This window comes from Patulibacter americanus DSM 16676, assembly GCF_000420025.1.
Taxonomy (GTDB): Bacteria; Actinomycetota; Thermoleophilia; order Solirubrobacterales; family Solirubrobacteraceae; genus Patulibacter; species Patulibacter americanus.
The window spans coordinates 23,873-42,215 of record NZ_ATUD01000005.1; the positions used below are offsets into that span (position 1 = coordinate 23,873).

At 75.4% G+C, this 18,343-nt stretch carries 17 protein-coding genes; 10 read left to right on the forward strand and 7 right to left on the reverse strand.

All coding sequences use genetic code 11. From position 1 onward, the window contains the following. Window positions 1-26: 26 nt before the first annotated feature. Window positions 27-1,208 (forward strand): MFS transporter, encoded by a 1,182-nt coding sequence (locus F593_RS24000; RefSeq protein ID WP_022928585.1) that lies wholly within the window; start codon window positions 27-29, stop codon window positions 1,206-1,208. A 140-nt stretch (window positions 1,209-1,348) separates the two neighbouring features. Here F593_RS24000 and ggt read toward each other — a convergent pair whose 3' ends face one another. The 3 genes from ggt to F593_RS0109870 form a co-directional block, all read right to left on the reverse strand. Next, complete coding sequence (ggt, locus tag F593_RS0109860) at window positions 1,349-3,157, reverse strand: gamma-glutamyltransferase (protein WP_022928586.1); 1,809 nt, start codon at window positions 3,155-3,157, stop codon at window positions 1,349-1,351. A 74-nt stretch (window positions 3,158-3,231) separates the two neighbouring features. After that, window positions 3,232-3,534: a hypothetical protein gene (locus F593_RS0109865; protein ID WP_022928587.1), complete on the reverse strand. Its 303-nt coding sequence runs from the start codon at window positions 3,532-3,534 to the stop codon at window positions 3,232-3,234. Next, the gene (locus F593_RS0109870) at window positions 3,531-3,863 is read right to left on the reverse strand and encodes a hypothetical protein (protein WP_022928588.1); all 333 of its coding nucleotides are present in this window, start codon (window positions 3,861-3,863) and stop codon (window positions 3,531-3,533) included. Before F593_RS0109870 ends, F593_RS0109865 begins: the two co-directional genes overlap by 4 nt. A gap of 213 nt (window positions 3,864-4,076) precedes the next feature. Here F593_RS0109870 and F593_RS28100 point away from each other — a divergent pair, with 213 nt between their 5' ends. Next, window positions 4,077-5,885: a methyl-accepting chemotaxis protein gene (locus F593_RS28100; RefSeq protein WP_022928589.1), complete on the forward strand. Its 1,809-nt coding sequence runs from the start codon at window positions 4,077-4,079 to the stop codon at window positions 5,883-5,885. Window positions 5,886-5,984: 99 nt separating this feature from the next. Here F593_RS28100 and F593_RS0109880 read toward each other — a convergent pair whose 3' ends face one another. Continuing rightward, entirely contained in the window at window positions 5,985-6,878 is an 894-nt protein-coding gene (locus tag F593_RS0109880; protein ID WP_022928590.1) for an SMP-30/gluconolactonase/LRE family protein, read from the reverse strand. Window positions 6,879-6,990: 112 nt separating this feature from the next. On the opposite strand from F593_RS0109880, the gene F593_RS24010 reads away from it, so the two are divergent. The 5 genes from F593_RS24010 to F593_RS0109905 all read left to right on the forward strand — a co-directional run bounded on the left by F593_RS24010 (window position 6,991) and on the right by F593_RS0109905 (window position 11,388). Further along, window positions 6,991-8,121 (forward strand): TDT family transporter, encoded by a 1,131-nt coding sequence (locus tag F593_RS24010; protein ID WP_022928591.1) that lies wholly within the window; start codon window positions 6,991-6,993, stop codon window positions 8,119-8,121. Window positions 8,122-8,219: 98 nt separating this feature from the next. Continuing rightward, window positions 8,220-8,636: a YidH family protein gene (locus tag F593_RS28105; protein ID WP_022928592.1), complete on the forward strand. Its 417-nt coding sequence runs from the start codon at window positions 8,220-8,222 to the stop codon at window positions 8,634-8,636. 86 nt (window positions 8,637-8,722) lie between these two features. Then, complete coding sequence (locus F593_RS0109895; RefSeq protein ID WP_022928593.1) at window positions 8,723-9,160, forward strand: DUF1810 domain-containing protein; 438 nt, start codon at window positions 8,723-8,725, stop codon at window positions 9,158-9,160. Between the two features lie 245 nt (window positions 9,161-9,405). Further along, on the forward strand, window positions 9,406-10,410 hold the full coding sequence (locus F593_RS28110) for a patatin-like phospholipase family protein (RefSeq protein WP_022928594.1): 1,005 nt from the start codon (window positions 9,406-9,408) through the stop codon (window positions 10,408-10,410). A 78-nt stretch (window positions 10,411-10,488) separates the two neighbouring features. Then, window positions 10,489-11,388, forward strand: a complete 900-nt coding sequence (locus F593_RS0109905; protein ID WP_022928595.1) for an SMP-30/gluconolactonase/LRE family protein — start codon at window positions 10,489-10,491, stop codon at window positions 11,386-11,388. Window positions 11,389-11,457: 69 nt separating this feature from the next. On the opposite strand, the gene F593_RS28115 is transcribed toward F593_RS0109905, so the two are convergent. Beyond that, on the reverse strand, window positions 11,458-13,710 hold the full coding sequence (locus F593_RS28115; RefSeq protein ID WP_022928596.1) for an Ig-like domain-containing protein: 2,253 nt from the start codon (window positions 13,708-13,710) through the stop codon (window positions 11,458-11,460). Window positions 13,711-14,023: 313 nt separating this feature from the next. Between F593_RS28115 and F593_RS0109915 the strand changes: the two genes are divergently transcribed. Then, complete coding sequence (locus F593_RS0109915; RefSeq protein WP_022928597.1) at window positions 14,024-15,481, forward strand: fused MFS/spermidine synthase; 1,458 nt, start codon at window positions 14,024-14,026, stop codon at window positions 15,479-15,481. A 120-nt stretch (window positions 15,482-15,601) separates the two neighbouring features. Here the strand turns inward: F593_RS0109915 and F593_RS29855 are convergent, their stop codons facing one another. After that, a complete protein-coding gene (locus F593_RS29855; protein WP_022928598.1) occupies window positions 15,602-16,435 on the reverse strand; it encodes a DUF1206 domain-containing protein in 834 nt (277 codons plus the stop codon). 101 nt (window positions 16,436-16,536) lie between these two features. After that, window positions 16,537-17,109: a hypothetical protein gene (locus tag F593_RS24030; RefSeq protein ID WP_022928599.1), complete on the reverse strand. Its 573-nt coding sequence runs from the start codon at window positions 17,107-17,109 to the stop codon at window positions 16,537-16,539. Between the two features lie 179 nt (window positions 17,110-17,288). On the opposite strand from F593_RS24030, the gene F593_RS0109930 reads away from it, so the two are divergent. Continuing rightward, on the forward strand, window positions 17,289-17,831 hold the full coding sequence (locus tag F593_RS0109930) for a hypothetical protein (protein ID WP_022928600.1): 543 nt from the start codon (window positions 17,289-17,291) through the stop codon (window positions 17,829-17,831). A 38-nt stretch (window positions 17,832-17,869) separates the two neighbouring features. Then, complete coding sequence (locus F593_RS0109935; protein ID WP_033206877.1) at window positions 17,870-18,283, forward strand: hypothetical protein; 414 nt, start codon at window positions 17,870-17,872, stop codon at window positions 18,281-18,283. The last annotated feature ends 60 nt before the right edge of the window (window positions 18,284-18,343 follow it).

Below are 18,343 nucleotides of genomic sequence, written 5' to 3' on the forward strand. Positions count from 1 at the left end.
GTCTCGCGAACCCGAGAGAGAGCCCGATGACCCCAGAGAGCACCGCCCGGCATGGACGCACCCGCTGGATCCCGGTCGTGGCGTTCGCCGCGGTGGCCGGCCTGAACCAGACGCTGTGGCTCACGTTCGCGCCGATCACCACGGTCAGCGCGGAGCACTACGGGGTGTCCGAGGGGGCGATCGGCTGGCTCGCGCAGATCTACCCGCTGCTCTACGTCGTCCTCGCGCTGCCCGCGGGCGTCGCGCTCGACCGCTGGTTCCGGCCTGCGCTCGCGTTCGGCACGGCGGTGACCGCCCTGGGGGCCGTGGTGCGGCTGGGCGGGGACACCTATGCGTGGGCCCTGGTCGGGCAGGTGCTGGCCGGGATCGCGCAGCCGTTCGTCCTCAACGCGGTCGGCAAGCTCGCCGGTGGCACGCTCAGCACCGCGGACCGGCCGGCGGGCATCGCCATCGGCTCGGCCGGGCTCGTGATCGGGCAGCTGCTCGGGTTGCTGCTGGGACCGCTGTTGGGCAGCGCCGAGAGCCTGACGACGCTGCTGGTGGTGCAGGCCGTGATGGCGTGCGTCGCGGCCGCCGGCCTGCTGCTCGTCCTCCGCCGGCCGGGCGCGGTGCGCGACGAGGGCGGCGCGGCCGTCGGGGCGCTGCGCACCGTGTGGTCGGACCGCCGGATCCGCCTGCTGGCGGCGCTCACCTTCGTCGGATTCGGCGTGTTCATCGCGCTGACGACCTGGCTGCAGGCGCTGCTGGAGCCCTTCGGCGTCTCGGACGACACCGCGGGGATCATGCTCGCCGCCATGCTGCTCGTCGGCGTGGGGGCCACCGCCGCGACGCCGCGGCTCGTGGTCGCGCCGGGCCGCGAGCGGGCGTTCCTCGGCGGGGTGCTCGCCGTGGCGGCGCTGGGGTGCGCCGTGCTGTCGACCGCCGCGGGCGTGGGCGCCGACGCGGCGGCGGTGGTGGTGGTCGGGGCGCTGCTGGCGGGCTCGCTGCCCGTCATCTTCGAGCTGACGGAGCGCCGCGCGGGGAGCCACGGGGGCAGCGCGGTGGCGCTGATGTGGCTGGCGGGCAACGTCGGCGGGCTGCTCGTCGCGGTGGTCGTGGGCGGGCTGCTCGACCACCGCACGACGGCGTTCCTCGTGCTCGGGGCCGTCGCGCTGGCGGGCGTGCCGCTGGCCCGTCGGTTGCGGGCGGACGCGGGCCCGGCGGCCTAGGCCACCGGGCCGAGGGTCCGGGGCCGGCCACCGGCTGCCGGCTGGCCGCCCCGGCTCCGGGGCGGGCTGGACCGGCTACCGGCCCCGGCTCCGGGACGGGCTGGACCGGCTACCGATTCCGGCCGCCTTCCCTGCCGCGGTCAGTCCGTCGGGCGCACCACGCCGGCCGAGCCACCGCCGCGGCGGACGGGCTCGGCGACGGCCTGCCAGCGACCCTTCGTGCCGCGCTCGAGTGCGGCGACGGCGCCGATCTCGGGATCGGGGGAGAACGTCTTCGGGGCCTCGACGAACTTGTGGCCGAGCGCCTCGAGGGGCGCGCGGTCGGCCGAGGTCAGGAACGACGGCTCAGCCTCCGTGGCGGCCGCGTTGCGCTGCGAGAGGCGCGGGGCCGCGACGGCGTCGGGCAGGCTCATCCCGCGATCGATCCGGTTGAACAGGGTCTGCAGGACGGTCGTGATGATCGTCGCGCCGCCGGGGCTGCCGACGGCGATCCACGGGCGGCCCTCCTTCAGCACGATCGTCGGGCTCATCGAGCTGCGCGGGCGCTTGCCCGGCGCCGGCAGGTTCGGGTCGGTCTGCGCGGTGAGGCCCGCGGCGGGCGCCGCGTCGAAGTCCGTCAGCTCGTTGTTCAGCAGGAACCCGCGCCCCGGGACGACGATGCCCGAGCCGCCGGTCTGCTCGATCGTGAGGGTGTAGGAGACGACGTTGCCCCAGCGGTCGGACGCGACGAGGTGGGTCGTCGACTCGCCCTCGCGGTCGGAGGCCCCGCCCTGCGGGGCGACGCTGCCGCACGTCGGCGAGTTCGGGTTGCCCGCCACCTGCGGGTGGCCGAGCACGCCGGTGGGCTTGATGAGGCACGCCCGGCTGCGCGCGTAGCCCTGCGAGACGAGTGCGCCGCGCGGGACCTTCACGAAGCGGTCGTCGCCGACCCAGCGGTTGCGGTCGGCGTAGGCCAGGCGGCTGGCCTCGAGGTAGCGGTGGGTGGCCTCCGCCCGGTCGCTCGGGGAGGGCCCGAGCGCCTCGATGATGTTCAGCGCCTCGGCGACCGCGATGCCGCCGGACGAGCTGGGCGGCATGCCGAGCACGTCGAGCCCGCGGAACGTGCTGCGCACCGCCCCGCGGCGGCGCACGGCGTAGCTCCGCAGGTCCTTCGTCGTCATCCCGCCCTTGAGCACGCGGCCCTTCCGGACCGGAGGCTTGCGGACGGTGCGCACGACGTCGCGCCCGATCGCGCCGCGGTAGAGCGCGCTCACGCCGTCGCGCGCCAGCGTGCGGTAGGTGCGGGCGAGGTCGGGGTTCTTCAGCCGGCGGCCGATCGGGGTGGGCTCGCCGCCCGGGAGGAACAGCTTGCGCGTGGAGGAGAAGCGGGCGAAGCGCTCCTGGTTCTGCATCGTCTGGTCGCGGAACGTCTTGTCGACGAGGAACCCGTCGCGGGCCAGGCGGGTGGCGGGGGCGAGGCTCGCGGCCAGCGACAACCGGCCGTAGCGCCGCGAGGCCTGCGCCCAGGTGGCGGGGGTGCCGGGGACGCCGACGGAGAGTCCGCTCGAGACGAGCTGGTCGAACGGGTACGGCTTGTCCGTCCTGGGGTTCACGAAGCCGGTGGGGCCGAGGGAGCGCGGGGCGGTCTCGCGGCCGTCGATCGTGACGGCGCGCTTCTGCTTCGCGTCCCACAGCACGAGGAAGCCGCCGCCGCCGATGCCCGCGGAGTACGGCTCGGTGACGCCGAGTGCGGCGGCGGTCGCGATGGCGGCGTCGACGGCGTTGCCGCCGCGCTTGAGGACGGCGAGCCCGGCCTTCGTGGCGTTCGCGTCGACGGAGGCGACGGCGCCGCCGGTGCCGGTCGCCGAGGCGGGGCGGTCGGCGAGCGCGGAGGGCGCGAGGACGGCGGAGGCGCTGAGGGCACCGACGACCGCCAGGGGGAGGAGCGTGCGTGGGGGGTGGGGGACCATCCCTGATCTCTTGCAGGTTCCGGCCCCGATGGCAAGACCCGGACGGTCGGAACCGGCCCAGGCGGGCCCCCTCCCTACTCGCGTTCGTCGTGGACGAGGCCCGCGAGGGTCTCCTCCGCCACGACCTGGGCGTCGTCGCCGTCGATGGTGCGGATGGCGATCGCACCGTCGGCCTCGACCGGGGTCTTCGTGGCGATGGTCGAGAGGGCGCCGATGGCGGCGTCGAGGCCGAGGAACTCCGCCCACCGGCGCGCGAGCGCGCGGTGGCGGCCGCGCTCCTCCTCGTCCAGCGTGTCCCAGTCGGCGCCGTAGGCCTGGGCGGCGAGGCGGGCGCCCCGCTCGGTCGCCTTCGCGAGCAGCTCGTGCTGGGTGCTCATGCGCGCGCTCCGTCGGTGCCGGTGGCCGTGTCCGCCGCCTCGCCCGTGCCCGAGGCCTCGGCGGTGTCCGCCCGCTCGTCGGGGCTGGCGTCGCCCGCGGCCGGCGCGTCGGCGCGGCAGCGGTAGATCAGCGTCTCGCCGTCCTCGGCGCCGTCGAGCTCGTAGAGGAGGTGGTCCGGGGCGTCCGGGCGGTCGATGTGCAGGCGGGCGAAGAACGCCTCGTCCGGACCGGGCATCTGCACGAACGGCAGGCGGTGGGCCAGGAGGTGCGTCTCACCGTCGAGCGGGCCGCCCACGAAACGCGCGTTGGTCGGTTCGGGCTGGATCACCCCAGGGATCGTGCCACGTCGGCCCCCGGCTCACGCCCCGACGGGCGACGGGCGGTGGGTCGCGTACGCCGCCCGACGGCGTGCGCGCCGCAGATGGGTGCGCGCGCAACCGGTTAACGCCGTGTCGTCCGTCCGTCCGGGCTCCTCAAGGTCCTGCAGCGTCGTCCGACCACCCGGGACGTCCACCCGACCCTCTTCAAGGACCCCTCCACCGTGCGTCTTCCCATAGCCGCCAAGCTGGCCGCCGCCTTCGCGGCCATCCTGGTCATCACCGCCGTCATCGGCATCTACGCGGTCAACCGCACCGCCGCGATGAGCGATGCCACCAGCCGCCTGAGCGACAACGTCGTGCCCGCGAGCACGCTCATCGGCAACGTAAAGGACAAGACCGGCGCGTACCGCCGCAACCAGATCCTCTACGTCGCCGGCCAGAGCGAGCAGAAGGAGCTCGACGAGAACACCGCCGACGTCACCGCGTTCGTCGCCGACTACCGGAAGAACCTGGCCAGTGGCGCGAGCGACACGCAGGCGATGAACGCGTTCGTGACCGCGTGGGCGACGTACCGCGACAAGACGAAGGGCATCGCGGACGTCCCGGAGAACGACATCGCCGGCGCGATGAACATCCTGGCGCAGGGCGAGGGCGACGCCGCCTGGGAGGCCCTGAAGGAGTCCATCGCCACCTGGGGCGAGGCGAACGCGAAGGTCGCCGACGCCGCCGAGGCCGAGGCCCGCGACACCGCGTCGACGACCCGCACGACGACGATCGTCCTGCTCATCGTCGGCATCCTCGTCGCCATCGTCCTCGCGACGCTGCTCGTCCGCTCCATCTCGCGCGGCCTCCGCAGCATCGTGGCGGCCGCCCGCGGCATCGCCGAGGGCGACGTGGAGCAGAACGTCGACCTGACGTCGAACGACGAGCTCGGCGACGCCGGCAAGGCGTTCGGCGGCATGGTCGAGTACCTGCAGGAGAGCGTCGTCGTCGCCGACCGCATCGCGGCGGGCGACGTGTCCGTCGACCACCAGCCGCGCTCGGAGCGCGATGCGCTGGGTCACGCCTTCGTCGGCATGACGGAGAGCCTCCGCAGCGCCCTGGGCGACGTCGCCGGCTCGGTCACGACGGTCAGCTCCGCGTCGCACGAGATGTCCAGCGCCGCCGACGAGGCCGGCCGCGCGGTTGGCGAGATCGCCGAGGCCATCGCGGACATCGCTCGCGGTGCCGAGACGCAGGCCACGTCGTTGGCCGAGACCCGCGAGCTCGTGGGCCAGGTCAGCCTCGACATCGACGAGTCGGCCAAGGCCGCCGAGCAGACCGCCCGCGCGGCGGACGACGCCAGCGCGATCGCCCACGAGGGCGTCGGCGCGGCCGAGGAGGCCACGGCCGCCATGCGGATCCTGCGCGACTCCTCCACGGAGGTCGCCACGGCCATCCGCGACCTCGGCGCGAAGTCGGACGAGATCGGCGGCATCGTCGAGACCATCACCGGCATCGCCGGGCAGACGAACCTCCTCGCGCTGAACGCCGCGATCGAGGCCGCCCGTGCCGGCGAGCAGGGCCGCGGGTTCGCGGTCGTCGCCGAGCAGGTGCGCAAGCTGGCCGAGGAGTCCCAGACGGCCGCCGCGCACATCTCGGAGCTCATCGGTCACATGCAGAGCGAGACCCACAAGGTCGTCGACGTCGTCGAGCGCACCGCCGAGCGCACCGCCGCCGGCGCCGACACCGTCGAGCACGCCCGCGCCGCCTTCGAGCGGATCGGCGCCTCGGTCGACGACATGGGCGTTCGCGTCCGCGAGATCGCGACGCTGACGGACCGGATCCACACGGGTGCCGCGAACGTCGACGAGCGCATCCGCGAGGTCGCGGAGCTGGCCACGAAGTCCTCCGCCGCCACGGAGGACGTCTCGGCCGCGACGGAGCAGACCTCGGCGTCGGCCCAGGAGATCGCCGCGTCGACCGACTCGCTGGCCACCACGGCCGACGAGGTCGCCGGCATCGTCGGGCGTTTCCGCCTGACGGCCTAGTCGCCCCGGCGAACCCCCGCAGGACCGAGGGGCGGCGCCGGTGGCGCCGCCCCTCCTGCGTTCGGGCGTCCTTGTGCGGCCCCGCCGGCGGCTGGCGCCTCAGGCGTCGTCGGACAGGCGGACGGCCGGCGGCGGCACGTGTCCGTCCACCCCGGGGACGACGGCGAACAGCCGGCCGGCCTGCGGCTGCCCCGCGAGCGCGTCGGCGTCGAGGCCCTTGCGCGAGGTCGTGACGTAGAGCGTGCGGGCGTCCGGCCCGCCCCACGCGGGACGGCTGGGCTGCGCGACCGGCAGCCGGATCTCGTCCAGGAGCGCGCCCTCGGGGGAGAAGCAGCGGACGGCCCCGCCGCCCCAGAAGGCGACCCACAGGTTGCCCGCGGCGTCGACGGTCATCCCGTCGGGATGCCCCTCCCGTCCCTGGGTGTCGACGGCGACGCGGCCGGCGCCGAGCTCGCCGGTTGCGGCGTCGTAGGCGTAGGCGCGGATCCGTCCCGTGGGGGTGTCCGTGAAGTACATCGTCGTGCCGTCCGGCGACCAGACCGGGCCGTTGGGCACGCTGAGGTCGTGCAGCACCGGCGTCGCGCGCCCGGGTCCGTCGAGCCGGTAGAGGGCGCCGACGGCCTCCTCCTCGGCGCGGTCCATCGTGCCGAACCAGACGCGCCCGGCGGGATCGGTGCCTGCATCGTTGGTCCGCAGGGCCACGGGGCCGGCGGGCGTGTCGACCACCTGCGCGACGCCGTCCTCCGGCAGTCCGACCGAGAGCACGGCCCGGCCGGCACCCACGAGCAGTCCGCCGCCCTCCTGCGGCACGGCGAAACCCACGTCGTCGGGCAGGCCGACGGTCGTCGTGGTGCCGTCCGGGGCGGTGCGGTGCACGCAGCGGCCGAGGATGTCGATCCACAGGAGCGTGCCGTCGGCGGCGTCCCAGACGGCACCCTCGCCGTGGTGGGCGCGGACGGTGCCGACGGGGGCGGGCTCGGTGCTCACGGCCATGGGAGCACGATAGGTGCTCGGCCGAACGGGCGGCCTCGAGCATTCCGGGGAGGAATGTGGCGGGGGCCAAGGAGTCGTGGTGGACTGCGGATCCGTGCGGGATGCTCCATCGGTGTCCGGAACGCTCGTCGCCGTCGCTCCCCACCCGTCCGCTGCGCCTGCCGCGACGGCGCCCACGGACGGTCCGCTCGCGCGGATCGGCCCGAACTGGTTCACGGCGGTGATGGGCACCGGCATCGTCGCCAACGCCGCCGAGCTCCTGCCGCACCGCACGCCGGCCCTGCACGACTTCGCGGTCGTCGTGTGGCTCGCCGCCGCGGCACTGCTCGCGGTTCTCGTCGTCGCCACGGCGCTGCACTGGGTGCGCTATCCGGCCGTGGCGCGTGGTCACCTCGCGGATCCCGCGATGGCCCCGCTCTACGGCGCCCCGCCCATGGCGCTCCTCACCGTCGGTGCCGGCAGCCTGCTCGTCGGCCGCGACGTCCTCGGGCCGGACGCGGCCGTCGTGGTCGCGTCGGTGCTGTGGGCGGCCGGAACGCTCGGCGGGGTGCTGTGCGCGGCCGTCGTGCCCTACCGGCTCTTCACCCGGGTCGGGTTCGGCGCGGGCGGTGCGCCCGCGACGTGGCTGCTCCCCGTCGTCCCGCCGATGGTGTCGGCCGCCACCGGCGCGGCGCTCGTGCCGCACGTGGCCGCGGGGCAGGGCCGAGAGGCGTTGCTGCTCGGCCTCTACGCGCTGTTCGGCGTAAGCCTCCTGGCCTCGCTCGTGACGATCGCGCTGGTGGTGCTGCGGCTGGTCGCCACGGGCGCGGGCGAGGCGCTCGCCGTTCCGTCGCTGTTCGTCGTCCTCGGCCCGCTCGGGCAGTCCGTCACCGCCGCGAACCTGCTGGGGGCCCAGGCGCACGGGGCGATCGGCGCGCCGTACGCCGGCGGACTCCAGGCGCTGGGCGTCGTCTACGGCGCTCCGGTCTGGGGCTTCGCGATGCTCTGGCTCGCGATCGCCGCCGCCGTCGTCCTGCGGGCGGCACGCGAGCACCTGCCGTTCTCACTGGGCTGGTGGAGCTTCACGTTCCCCGTGGGCACCGTCGTGACGGGCACCTCCGTGCTCGCCCGGGACGCGGGCCTCGCGCCGCTCTCGTGGGTCGCCGTGGCGCTGTTCGTGCTCCTGGTGGCCGCCTGGGCGACGGTCGCGGCGCGGACGGTCCACGGTGCGGCGCGGCGCGGGGGACTGCTGCGCGCGGCGTGAGCCGTGCAGGAGTCGCGACGGCCGGCGGCGCGGCGAGCGGCGTGCGCAGGCACCTCCGCCACGGCACCGCGGCCGGTCGCTCGGGATACCCTGCGCCCGTGAGCGAGCTCCCCGACGACGACCCGCTGCTGGGCGAGCCGGGGGGCGACTACGACCAGCGTCGGCCCCTGGACCAGCGGGACTTCACCCGCCGGACGCTCCTGGCCAACGAGCGCACGTACCTCGCGTGGTGGCGCACCGGCCTGACGACGCTGACGGTCGCCCTCGCCGGCGCGAGGGTCATCCCCGAGCTCTCGGACTCCGGCACGCGGTGGCCCTACACCGCACTGGGCGTCGTCTTCGCGCTCCTCGGCGTCCTCTGCATGGTCTACGCGGAGAAGCGCCGGCGCGACGTCGCCGCCGCCGTGCGTCGCGGCACGTTCGTCGACGCCGACGGGCGGCTCACGCTCGCGCTGAGTGCGGTCGGCGCGCTGGCGGGCGTCGCGACGGTGCTGCTGATCCTGCTCGACACCTAGCCGCCCGAGGGCGCGGCGGCGGCGACCCTAGTCGTCCACCCCGGCTGAAGGGTTTCGGCCCTCGGGCCGATTGGTACGGGCATCTCATGACTGACCAGGACCCATTCGACCTCGAGCGCTTCGTCGACGCACAAGACGCCGGCGACAACTACGAGCACGCCCTCCAGGAGCTCGGCGCGGGCCGCAAGGAGACCCACTGGATGTGGTTCGTCTTCCCGCAGATGAGGGGCCTCGGGCAGAGCGCCACCGCCCAGCGCTTCGGCATCGGGTCCCTCGAGGAGGCCGACGCGTACCTCCGCCACCCCATCCTCGGCACCCGCCTGCTGGAGTGCACCGACCTCGTCGCCCAGATCGAGGGCCGCACCGCCCGCGACATCTTCGGCTCCATGGACGAGATGAAGCTGCGCTCCTCCATGACGCTGTTCTCACGCGCCGACCCGAACGAGCCGCTGTTCCTGGCCGTGCTGGAGCGCTACTTCGACGGCGCCCCGGACCGCCCGACCGAGCTCCTGCTCAACGCCTGAGCGGGGGCGGGGGCGACCCCGTCGGCAGCCGCGTCGGCGTCCCCCGGGCGTCGACCGGAACGACGTGCCCCGGGGTGCGGGACGGTCGGCGCCGCCGCGACGGGCGCGACTCCGGCCCAGCCGTCCGCTGCGTCGGTGCTGCGCGCCGGTGTCCGCGGCGCCCTCAACGTCCGTTGTAGTGGCGACGGCCCCGAACGGCCAGACGCCGTCCAGAAGGATCCACCGACGCCGATCAACGGACTGTGATGGACATCACAACCGTTCTCGAGGGCCGGTACGCCGGCCTGCCGGACCCGTACAAGGTCGCGCTCTGCATCGAGGGCGGCGGCATGCGCGGGGTCGTCTCCGCCGGGATGGTGGCGGCGCTGCAGGACCTGGGCGCGGCCCGGCTGTTCGACCACGTCTACGGCTCCTCGGCCGGCGCGCTCAACGGGGCGTACCTGCTCGCCGGCCAGGCCGACGAGGGCTTGCCGATCTACTCCGAGATCCTGCCCGCGCGCCACTTCGTGTGGTGGCGGCGGTACCTGCGCGGCGGCCCGCTGCTCGACCTGGACGACCTGCTGGACGTCGTGATGGGCGAGCTGCGACCCCTCGACTGGTCCGCGCTGTCCCGCAGCCGCCCGACGTTCCACGCCCTGGCCTACGACATCGCCGCGCGCCGTAGCGTCGCCCTGCCGGACCCCCGCAGCCGCGACCAGCTCTTCGGCGCCCTGCGCGCCACCTGCCGGGTGCCGATCGTGGGCGGCCCGCCCGTGGAGCACGACGCCCACCGCTGGTGCGACCCCGCCCTGGACGAGCCCGTCCCGTGCCACACGCCCCTGTCGCACGGCGCCACCCACCTCGTCGTCCTGTCGACCCGCCCCGCGGCGACGCTCGCCCGGGCGCTCTCGCGGGCCCGCGCGGCGCAGGCGCGTGCCGCGGCCGCCCGCGCCGCCACCGCCCGCACGGCGGCCCTGCGCCGCCGGGTCGGCGATCGCCTGCTCACCCGGTGGGAGCCCGAGCTCGCGGGGGTGCCCCTGTCGAACGCCTCGGCCAACGAGCGCGAGACCTCCGTGCTCGCCGAGCTCGTGGCGTCGGGCCGGGCGCTCATCGTCGCCCCGGAGGGCGCGGTGGTCGGACGCCTCGAGATGGACCCGGAGCGGCTGCGGCGCGGGGCGGACCAGGGGCGGACCGCCGTGATGCGCAGCGCGCTCGCGACGCTGGGGTCGGGGCCGCGGCTCGGGATGGCCGAGCCGGCGCTCGCCGCGTAGGGCGCATCACCGTCGCGCCTCGACACGGCCGGGCCACGACCGTAGGCTGCCCGCGGAACCGACGGGGGCAGGGACGACATGGCCGGATCACGCACGCTCGCCACGCTGCAGGACGGAGGGGCGTTCTTCGAGTGCCCGCGGTGGCACGACGGTCGCTGGTGGGCCGTCGACTTCTACCGTCACGGCGTCTTCTCCTACGACGCGGACGGCACCGAGACGCTCGAGCTCGAGGTGCCCGCGCAGCCGTCCGGGCTCGGCTGGCTGCCCGACGGGGATCTGCTCGTCGTCTCCATGCGCGACCGGCGCGTGCTTCGCCGCGGTGCCGACGGCGCGGTGCGGACGCACGCCGAGCTGGGCGCCCTGGTGACGGGGCACCTCAACGACATGGTCGTGGACCGCGCGGGACGGGCGTACGTCGGCAACTTCGGCTTCGACCTCATGGGCGGTGCGGACCCTGCGCCGACGAACATCGTGCGCGTGGACCCCGACGGGACGGCGACCGTCGCCGCGGAGGGCCTGTCGTTCCCGAACGGCACCGTGATCACCGACGACGGCACCCTGATCGTCGCGGAGACCCTCGCCGGGCGCCTGACCGCCTTCACCGTCGGCGCCGACGGGGCGCTCACGGACCGGCGGGCCTTCGCCGACATCGGCCCGACCCCCGAGGGGGCCGTCGGCGCCGTCCTCGGGGGCCTGACCTTCGCGCCCGACGGCATCGCGCTCGACGCCGAGGGCCACGTGTGGGCGGCGGATGCCGTGGGTCGCCGAGCCTGCCGGGTAGCAGCGGGCGGCGAGGTCGTCGACGAGGTCGTCATGCCCGACGGCCTGGGCGTCTACGCCTGCGGCCTGGGCGGCGAGGACGGCCGGACCCTGGTGTGCTGCGCGGCTCCGGACTTCTACGAGCAGGCCCGCAGCGCGGCCCGGGAAGGCGTGCTGCTGACGACGACGGTCGACGTGCCCCACGCGGGCACGCCGTAGGACCGGGCACCCGCGCAGGCACGGGCGCCCGGTCCGCGAGCGCGCCGAACGGCGGCCACGCCCGGTCCGCTACCGCGTCAGGCGCACGCTCCGCCTCACGGTGCGGACGTTGCCGGCGGCGTCGACGACGCGGACGGTGAGCCTGGCGGTCACGGCGGTGCCCCTGCGCGCTGCCGTCCGGATGCGACGGAACGCGGCGGCGGCGACGGCCTTCCGACCCCTCGGCCGGACCGTCGGGGCGGCGCTCCCGCCGGCGGCGATCCGTGCGGTCGCGGTCGTGAGCGGAACCGTCCGGCGCTGGCCCGCGATCCGCACGCTGCCGCGCACCGTCACGACGACCCGCCCGGCGGCCGGGGCGCGGACGTTCGTGGCGATGGAGAGCCGCGTGCCCCCGAGCCGCTGACGCGCGCTGCCGGCGACGACCGCACGGGCCGCGGGAGCCACCCCGGGGGCGCCCGGGGGGCTCGGCGCCGGGCCGGGCACGAGCACCGGGGCCGGCACCTTCTCGGCGGTGGCGCCCGCTACCGGATCGCTGGGGGCCGGGGGAGGCGCCACGACTCCGCTGCCGCCCGGCAGCGGCGCCGGGACGCCGGCGACCGTGAGGGCCTGCGAGGCGCGCCCGAGGTTGCCCGCGGGGTCCGGCACGGAGACCTCCACCGCCCACGTCCCCGGGCCGACGGGGGTCGGCGTGGCGTTCCAGATGCCCGTCGACTGCACGAGCGCCGCGATCGTCTGGCCCGCGATCGCGACGGTGACGACGGTGCCGGCGGCGGCGTCGGAGGTCCCGGTGATCGTCGGCGTGGTGTCCGGCGTCGAGGCCGCGGCTCCGCCGTCGATCGTCACGCGCGGGGCGATGGTGTCGACGGTGAGGATCTGGGTGACGCTCGCCGTGTTGCCGGCCGGGTCCGCGACGGTCACGGCCACGCGGCGGGGGCCCTCGGCCTGCGGCGACGCGCGAGTCGACCAGGCGTGGTTCCCGTCGACGACGGGGAAGAGGGTCTCGTCGGCGAGGGCGACGGTCACCACGGTGTCGGCCGGGACGTCCGCGGTGCCCGACAGCCTGGGGGTCGCGTCGTTCGTGAGCGCGGCCGCACCACCGGTGATGCTCAGACCGGGGGCGATCGTGTCGACCACGAGCGCCTGGCTGGCGGTGCCGTCGTTGCCCGCGGGGTCGGTGACCGAGGCCACGACGGTCCGCGCACCGTCGGTGAGCGTTGCGGGCGTGACGTTCCATTCGCCGTCGGCGCGCACGACCGCCGTCAGCGCCTGCGTGCCGACGGCGACCCGCACGATGGAGCCGGCGGCCACGTCGCTCGTGCCCGAGATCGTCGGGGTCGGGTCGTTCGTCAGCACGGTCGGGCCGCCGTCGAGCGTCACGACGGGCAGCACCGTGTCGACGGTGAGGCTCTGCGTGGCCCTCGTGACGTTGCCCGCGCCGTCCGTGACCGTCGCGACGACGGCGTAGGTGCCGTTGGGGAGCAGGCCCGAGGTCGCGGACCACGCGCCGTCGACGGGGGTGGCCGCGAGGGTCTGACCGCCGACGGTCACGGTCACGGCGTCCGTGCCGGTCACGTCCGTCGTTCCGGTCACGGTGGGCGTGGTGTCCGTGGTGGTGGCGTTCGCCCCGCCGCCGAGCGTCACGACCGGGGGTGCGCCGTAGACCTCGTTCGCGTCGAGCGTGAGCGCCCCGCCCAGTGCCAGCGCCCGGCCGTTGACGACGGTGCTGTTGCCGACGCCGACGGCGTCGAGGGCCATGAGGGTGCCGGCGAACGCGGCGTTCGCGCCGACCGCGCCGGCGCCCTTGACCTGCCAGAACACCCGCGAGGCCCGCGCCCCGCCGGCCAGGACGACCTTGCTGCCGGCGGCCATCGCCAGCGCCCCGTTGACCTGGAAGACGAAGACGGCGTCGGGGTCGCCGCCGGCGTCGAGCGTGACCGTCGTGGTGTTCGACACCGCCTCGGGCACGGCGTGGAGGCCCGGCCCGATCGTCGTGCCCGCGAGTGCGCCGGCGAGCGGTGCGCCGCCGGTCCGGCCCGCGACCTCGGTGTACGCCGCGACGAGGTCGTCGTGGGCGGCGATCGCGGCGGCGTTGCCGACGTTCTTCGCCCCGGTGACGATCCCGGGCGGGAAGCCCGTCGGCTGCGCGTTGGCCTTCACGCCGAGGTCGCCCCGCAACGTGGTGTGCGGCGCACCCGGGGCGCTGACGGTGTTGCCGACGGACGCGCCGCTGAGGGCGGCGTAGGTGGACGCGGCGCCGAGGTCGACCATCTCGGGCGGTGCGGCGGACGCCGGGGCGGCGGCGCCGAGCCCGACGACGAGCACGACGCCGGTCAGACGCGCGAGTCGCCGGAGCGCCCGGGGGCCGGGGTGTCGTCGCGACCGGGGGGCCGCACGACGGGACAGGGAACGCAGCTCGGACACGGGGAAGTGCCTCCAGAGGGGGATGCTGGGGCTGTCCGAGCCCGGCGGGATTATGTGCTGTCACAAGAGTGGTCGACGGCTTCGCCGCGGACCATGAGCCCCCGGGGCGCGCGCGGACGGACGGCGGCCGGAGCACGCCCCGAACCGCATTCGCCGCCGGCTGCCGGCCCGCGCCGGCGCCTCGCCACCGGCCGATCCCCTACCGTGCCCCGCGATGCGCGCATGGTGGATCCGGGTGGCCGTGTTCGCCAGCGGGGTGGTGACGCTCGCCGTCGAGTTCCTCGGCCAGCGGATGCTCTCGCCGCGCTTCGGGGACACGATCGACGTCTGGGGCATCACGATCGCGGCGGTGCTCGTGGCGATCGCCGCCGGGACCGCCTTCGGAGGTCGTCTCGCCGACCGGGTCCCGCACGCCCGCGCGATCGGACCCGTGCTGCTGGTCTCCTGCGCCCTCCTCGCGGCGAGCGCGTTGCTGGGCCCGCCGGTCCTCGACTGGCTGAGCCCGCGGACGGGCGACCGCGTCGGAGCCCTGCTCGGGGCGCTCGTCGTGATCGTGCCCGGGTGCACCGCCCTCTCCCTCGTCACGCCGATGGCCGTCCGGGCGAGCGTCCGCGAGCAGCTCGTGGGACGGGCGGCCGGCGACCTCAGCGCGCTGGCGACGCTCGGCGCCGTGCTCGGCTCGCTCATCACCCCGTTCTGGCTCATCGGCCTGCTGCCGATCGAGACGCTGATGCTGCTGTGCGCGCTGCCCATCGGGCTGCTGGGCGTGCCCGCGCTCTCCCGCAGACCGGGTGCGGCGATCGCGGCCGTCGGAGCGCTCGCGGTCCTCGCGTTCGTCACCGCCCTGCCGACCGGGGGCACGGTCGAGCCTGGCGACCGGGATGCGATCGGCACGGTGCGGGCGGCCGTCGACAGCCGCCTGGCCCGCATCGTCGTCTCCGAGACCGACGACGGCAAGCGGGCCATGTACTTCGACCGCCCGCAGGTCGTGCAGTCCGTCGTCGATCCGCGGCGGCCGCAGGTCCCGGAGTCGGAGTACATCCGGGCCGCGACGACGCTGGTCTGTCCGCGACCGCCGCGCCGCGTCCTGGTGATCGGCCTGGGCGGCGGCGCGCTGCTCGAGCCGCTGCGGCGCCTCGTCCCCGGGGTGCGGATCGACGCCGTCGAGCTCGACGCGCAGGTCATCGCCCTGGCGCGCGAGTGGATGGGGGCCCGCGAGCGGCCGGGGGACCGGTTCGTCGAGGGCGACGGACGCCGCTACCTGCAGGGCACGAACCGCCGCTACGACCTGATCTACGTCGACGCGTTCTCCGGCGACCGCATGCCCGCCTCGCTGTCGACGACGGAGTTCACGCGCCTGGCCGCGTCGCGTCTGCGCCCGGGCGGCACCCTGGCCTTCAACGTGCTGACGACCCCCGGGGCGCCCTTGACGGACGCGCTCGCGGCCTCGACCCGCGCGAGCTTCGGCCAGGTCAGCGCCCAGGAGGCCTCGCCGCCCAACCGGCTGCAGAACACCCTGCTGCGCACGGGCCCGCCGCCGCAGCCGGCGTGCGTGGAACGCGTGCGGAGCACCCTGGGGCTGCCCGAGCTCCCGCTCGTCGCGCGGCCGCTGCGGGCGCACCCGCCGCTGACCGACGCGAACGCGCCGGTGGACGAGCTCGCGGGCCTCTGAGGGCCGTCGGGCTACCCGGGATCTGAGGGCCGGCGGACGTCCCCGGGGCGGGGAGCGATCGGGGCCGTCCCAGCCGCGGCGGAGCGATCGGCCCGGGGCAGGGCAGCCCCGGGAGGGCGGTCAGACCTTGCGGAACCGCGCGTCGGCGACGGAGTAGGCGGCGAAGCCGAGGAGCCCGACGGCCACGAGCCCCAGCAGCCACGGCCCGTACGAGGCCTGGGAGAGCTGGGCGAGCGCCCCGTCGAGCCCGATGGCCTCGTCGGCGTCGTACGAGACCGCGGCCTTGACCAGCCCGTAAGCCATGAGCCCGAAGACCACGGCGCGGGCCACGTGGCCGAACACGCCGAGGCCGGTGAAGACCTTCCTGACCTGCGGGCTCATCTGCTCGGTCTTGGACTTCTTCAGGAACTTCTTGAGGACGCCCTTGCGGGCCTGGTCGGCGGCCACGACGAAGAGGACGACCCCGGCGAGGCCGACGAGGATCGGTCCGCCCGTCCAATCGAGCACACCGCCGGTGGCGCCCTTCGGCGAGCCCGATCCCGTGCTGGCACCGGAGAGGATCTTGACCGCGGTGACGCAGAGGAGGGCGTAGGAGATGCCGCTGGCGGCACCCCCGATGCGCTCCTTCGTGTCGTCGGACTGCTCCGGACCGTGACCGAGGGCGGCACGCAGGAGCCGCCAGAACGCGTAGCCGGCCAGCCCGATCGCCATGGCGACGAGCAGCGCCTTCCCGAACGGCTGCGCGGCGATCTCCTTCAGGGCACCCTGCTGGTTCTCGGCCTCGCCGCCGCCGCTGCCGACGGCGAGCTTCACGGCCAGCACCCCGACGATGGCGTAGACCACGCCCCGCGCCACCAGCCCGGCCCGGGCGAGCACCTCGAACAGCGGGTGGCGGGCCACCTGCTCGCCGCCCTCCTGGGCGTCGTCGATCGGTGAGTCCGAGGTGCTGGTCATCGCGGTGCTTCCCCTGTGGCAGTGCACCTCCGCGCGGGACGCAGACGGACGACGCGTGAGGACCCTATCTGGGCGACCGGCGTGGCCCGTCGACCGCCCCGCTACGACGAGCGGGTGAAGGCGCGGCGCTTGGCCGGGTGGCTGTGGGCGATCTGGGCCATCAGGGCGTTGACCGTGACGACCCCGACGCCCGCAGCGATGTTCAGGTTGCCGAGCAGCCCGAGCGAGCGCTGGATGCGGGCGGCGGCGGGCGGGGTCTCCTGGGCGGGCTCGGTGCCCGTCTCCACGGGCACGGCGCCGTCGGGCCCCTGCTTGGCCAGCCGCGCACCCTGGACGGCGCTGAGCGTGCCCGTCAGGAGCGAGACGCCCATCAGCACGTCCTTGACCTGCGCCAGCGTCTGCTCCGTCGAGGTCAGGTTCGGGTCGGCGGTCTCGGTCAGCCGCGACGTGCCCCACCCGAACGCGGCCGCACCCAGGCCCGCGATGTTGATGGCGTTGTAGCCGTTCCAGGCCGCGTTGACGACCGCGCCGCGCTCGGAGTGCGCGGAGATGCGGGCCACGGACGGGTTGTGGGCGAACTTGCCGAACATGGCGCCGCCGAGCCAGGCGGCGAGCCCGACGTCGTGGGCGGCACGGGTGACGTAGGCAAGGGAATCGGGGACGATCATGGTCATGCGCTCCGGAGGCGAAGAGGGGTGGAGCCCGGTGGCTACCCGCTCGCCCGCAGGACAACCTTCGCGAGCACCGCGGGATTCGATCCGGTCGCGACGTGGCCTCCGCGACCCAGCGAGCCGGGACCCCGGGGTAGGGTCCGGGCATTCGCCTCTTCGGACCCTGGACCCGCCGGAGGAGCGTGCTGCTGGCGGCGACGACGCTGATCGCGGTGGCAGTGGCGGGCGTCGTCGTGCTCGTGACGTCGGGGACCCGCGAGCGAACGTTCGAGTTCGGGCACGTCGCGGCGATCGACGATCGCGTGTCGTCGAAGGTCACGGTGTCCGTTCCCGACCGTCACACGATCCGGGTGACGTTCGCCGACGCCCAATCCGCACCGCCGGAGGGCCGCCCGAACCTCCACACGTTCGGCGCGATCACGGAGATGTTCGTCACCGCGTCCGACGAGGGAGAGTGTCCCGGCCCGCCCGGGCGGCGGCTCTTCTCGTACCAGCGGTCGTGGGAGCCGGGAGAGCGCGTGGCGTACGACCAGACCACGGGCGGGGACCCTTCGTTCGCCTTCGGGTCCCGCTCCCGCGCGAACCTCTCCGCCGGAGCGCACGTGGACCTGCCGGTCCGCCAGGGCGTTCCCGATCACCTCTGCGTGGACCTGCTGGTGCGGGTCCTCTCCCCGCAGAGCGACGGTACCGAGGTCTACCGGAGCATCCGGGACCAGCCGTTGTGACGCCGCGCGGCCCCAGGGACGTCGCTCTCGCGGCTGGCGTGTCGTTCGTCCTCGCCGTCCTCGCCTTGCTGATCACGCAGGCCGGCGCGGCGCTGCTGATGCTCCCCGGCCTCGGTCTGACGGCGGCGGCCGGCATGGTCGGGACGACGGCGCGGCCGAGCATCGCACGCGTCGTGGCGCTCGCGGTCGGCGTGCTCGGGGCGGCGTCGTTGGCCACGTACGCCGGCCTCCTCTTGATCTTCGCCGGCTACGGGCCGGCGTCGCGGACCGCCGATGTCGTCTCCGCGGTGCTCGCGCTGGTCGGCGCCGGCGTCGTCGCCACCGCGTCCGCGTACGCGTGGCGGTGGGCCGGCCGCCGGGCGTCACAACCTGTCGCGGGTCGGGGCGCGCTCCTGGCGCCCGCCGCCGGCGTCTGGGCCGCCGTGGTCCTCGCCGTGGTCCTGACCGGCTAGACGTTCGCGTTGCTCAACGGTCCACCGCTCGGTCCGGCTCGGGGGACGAGCGGTGCGCCC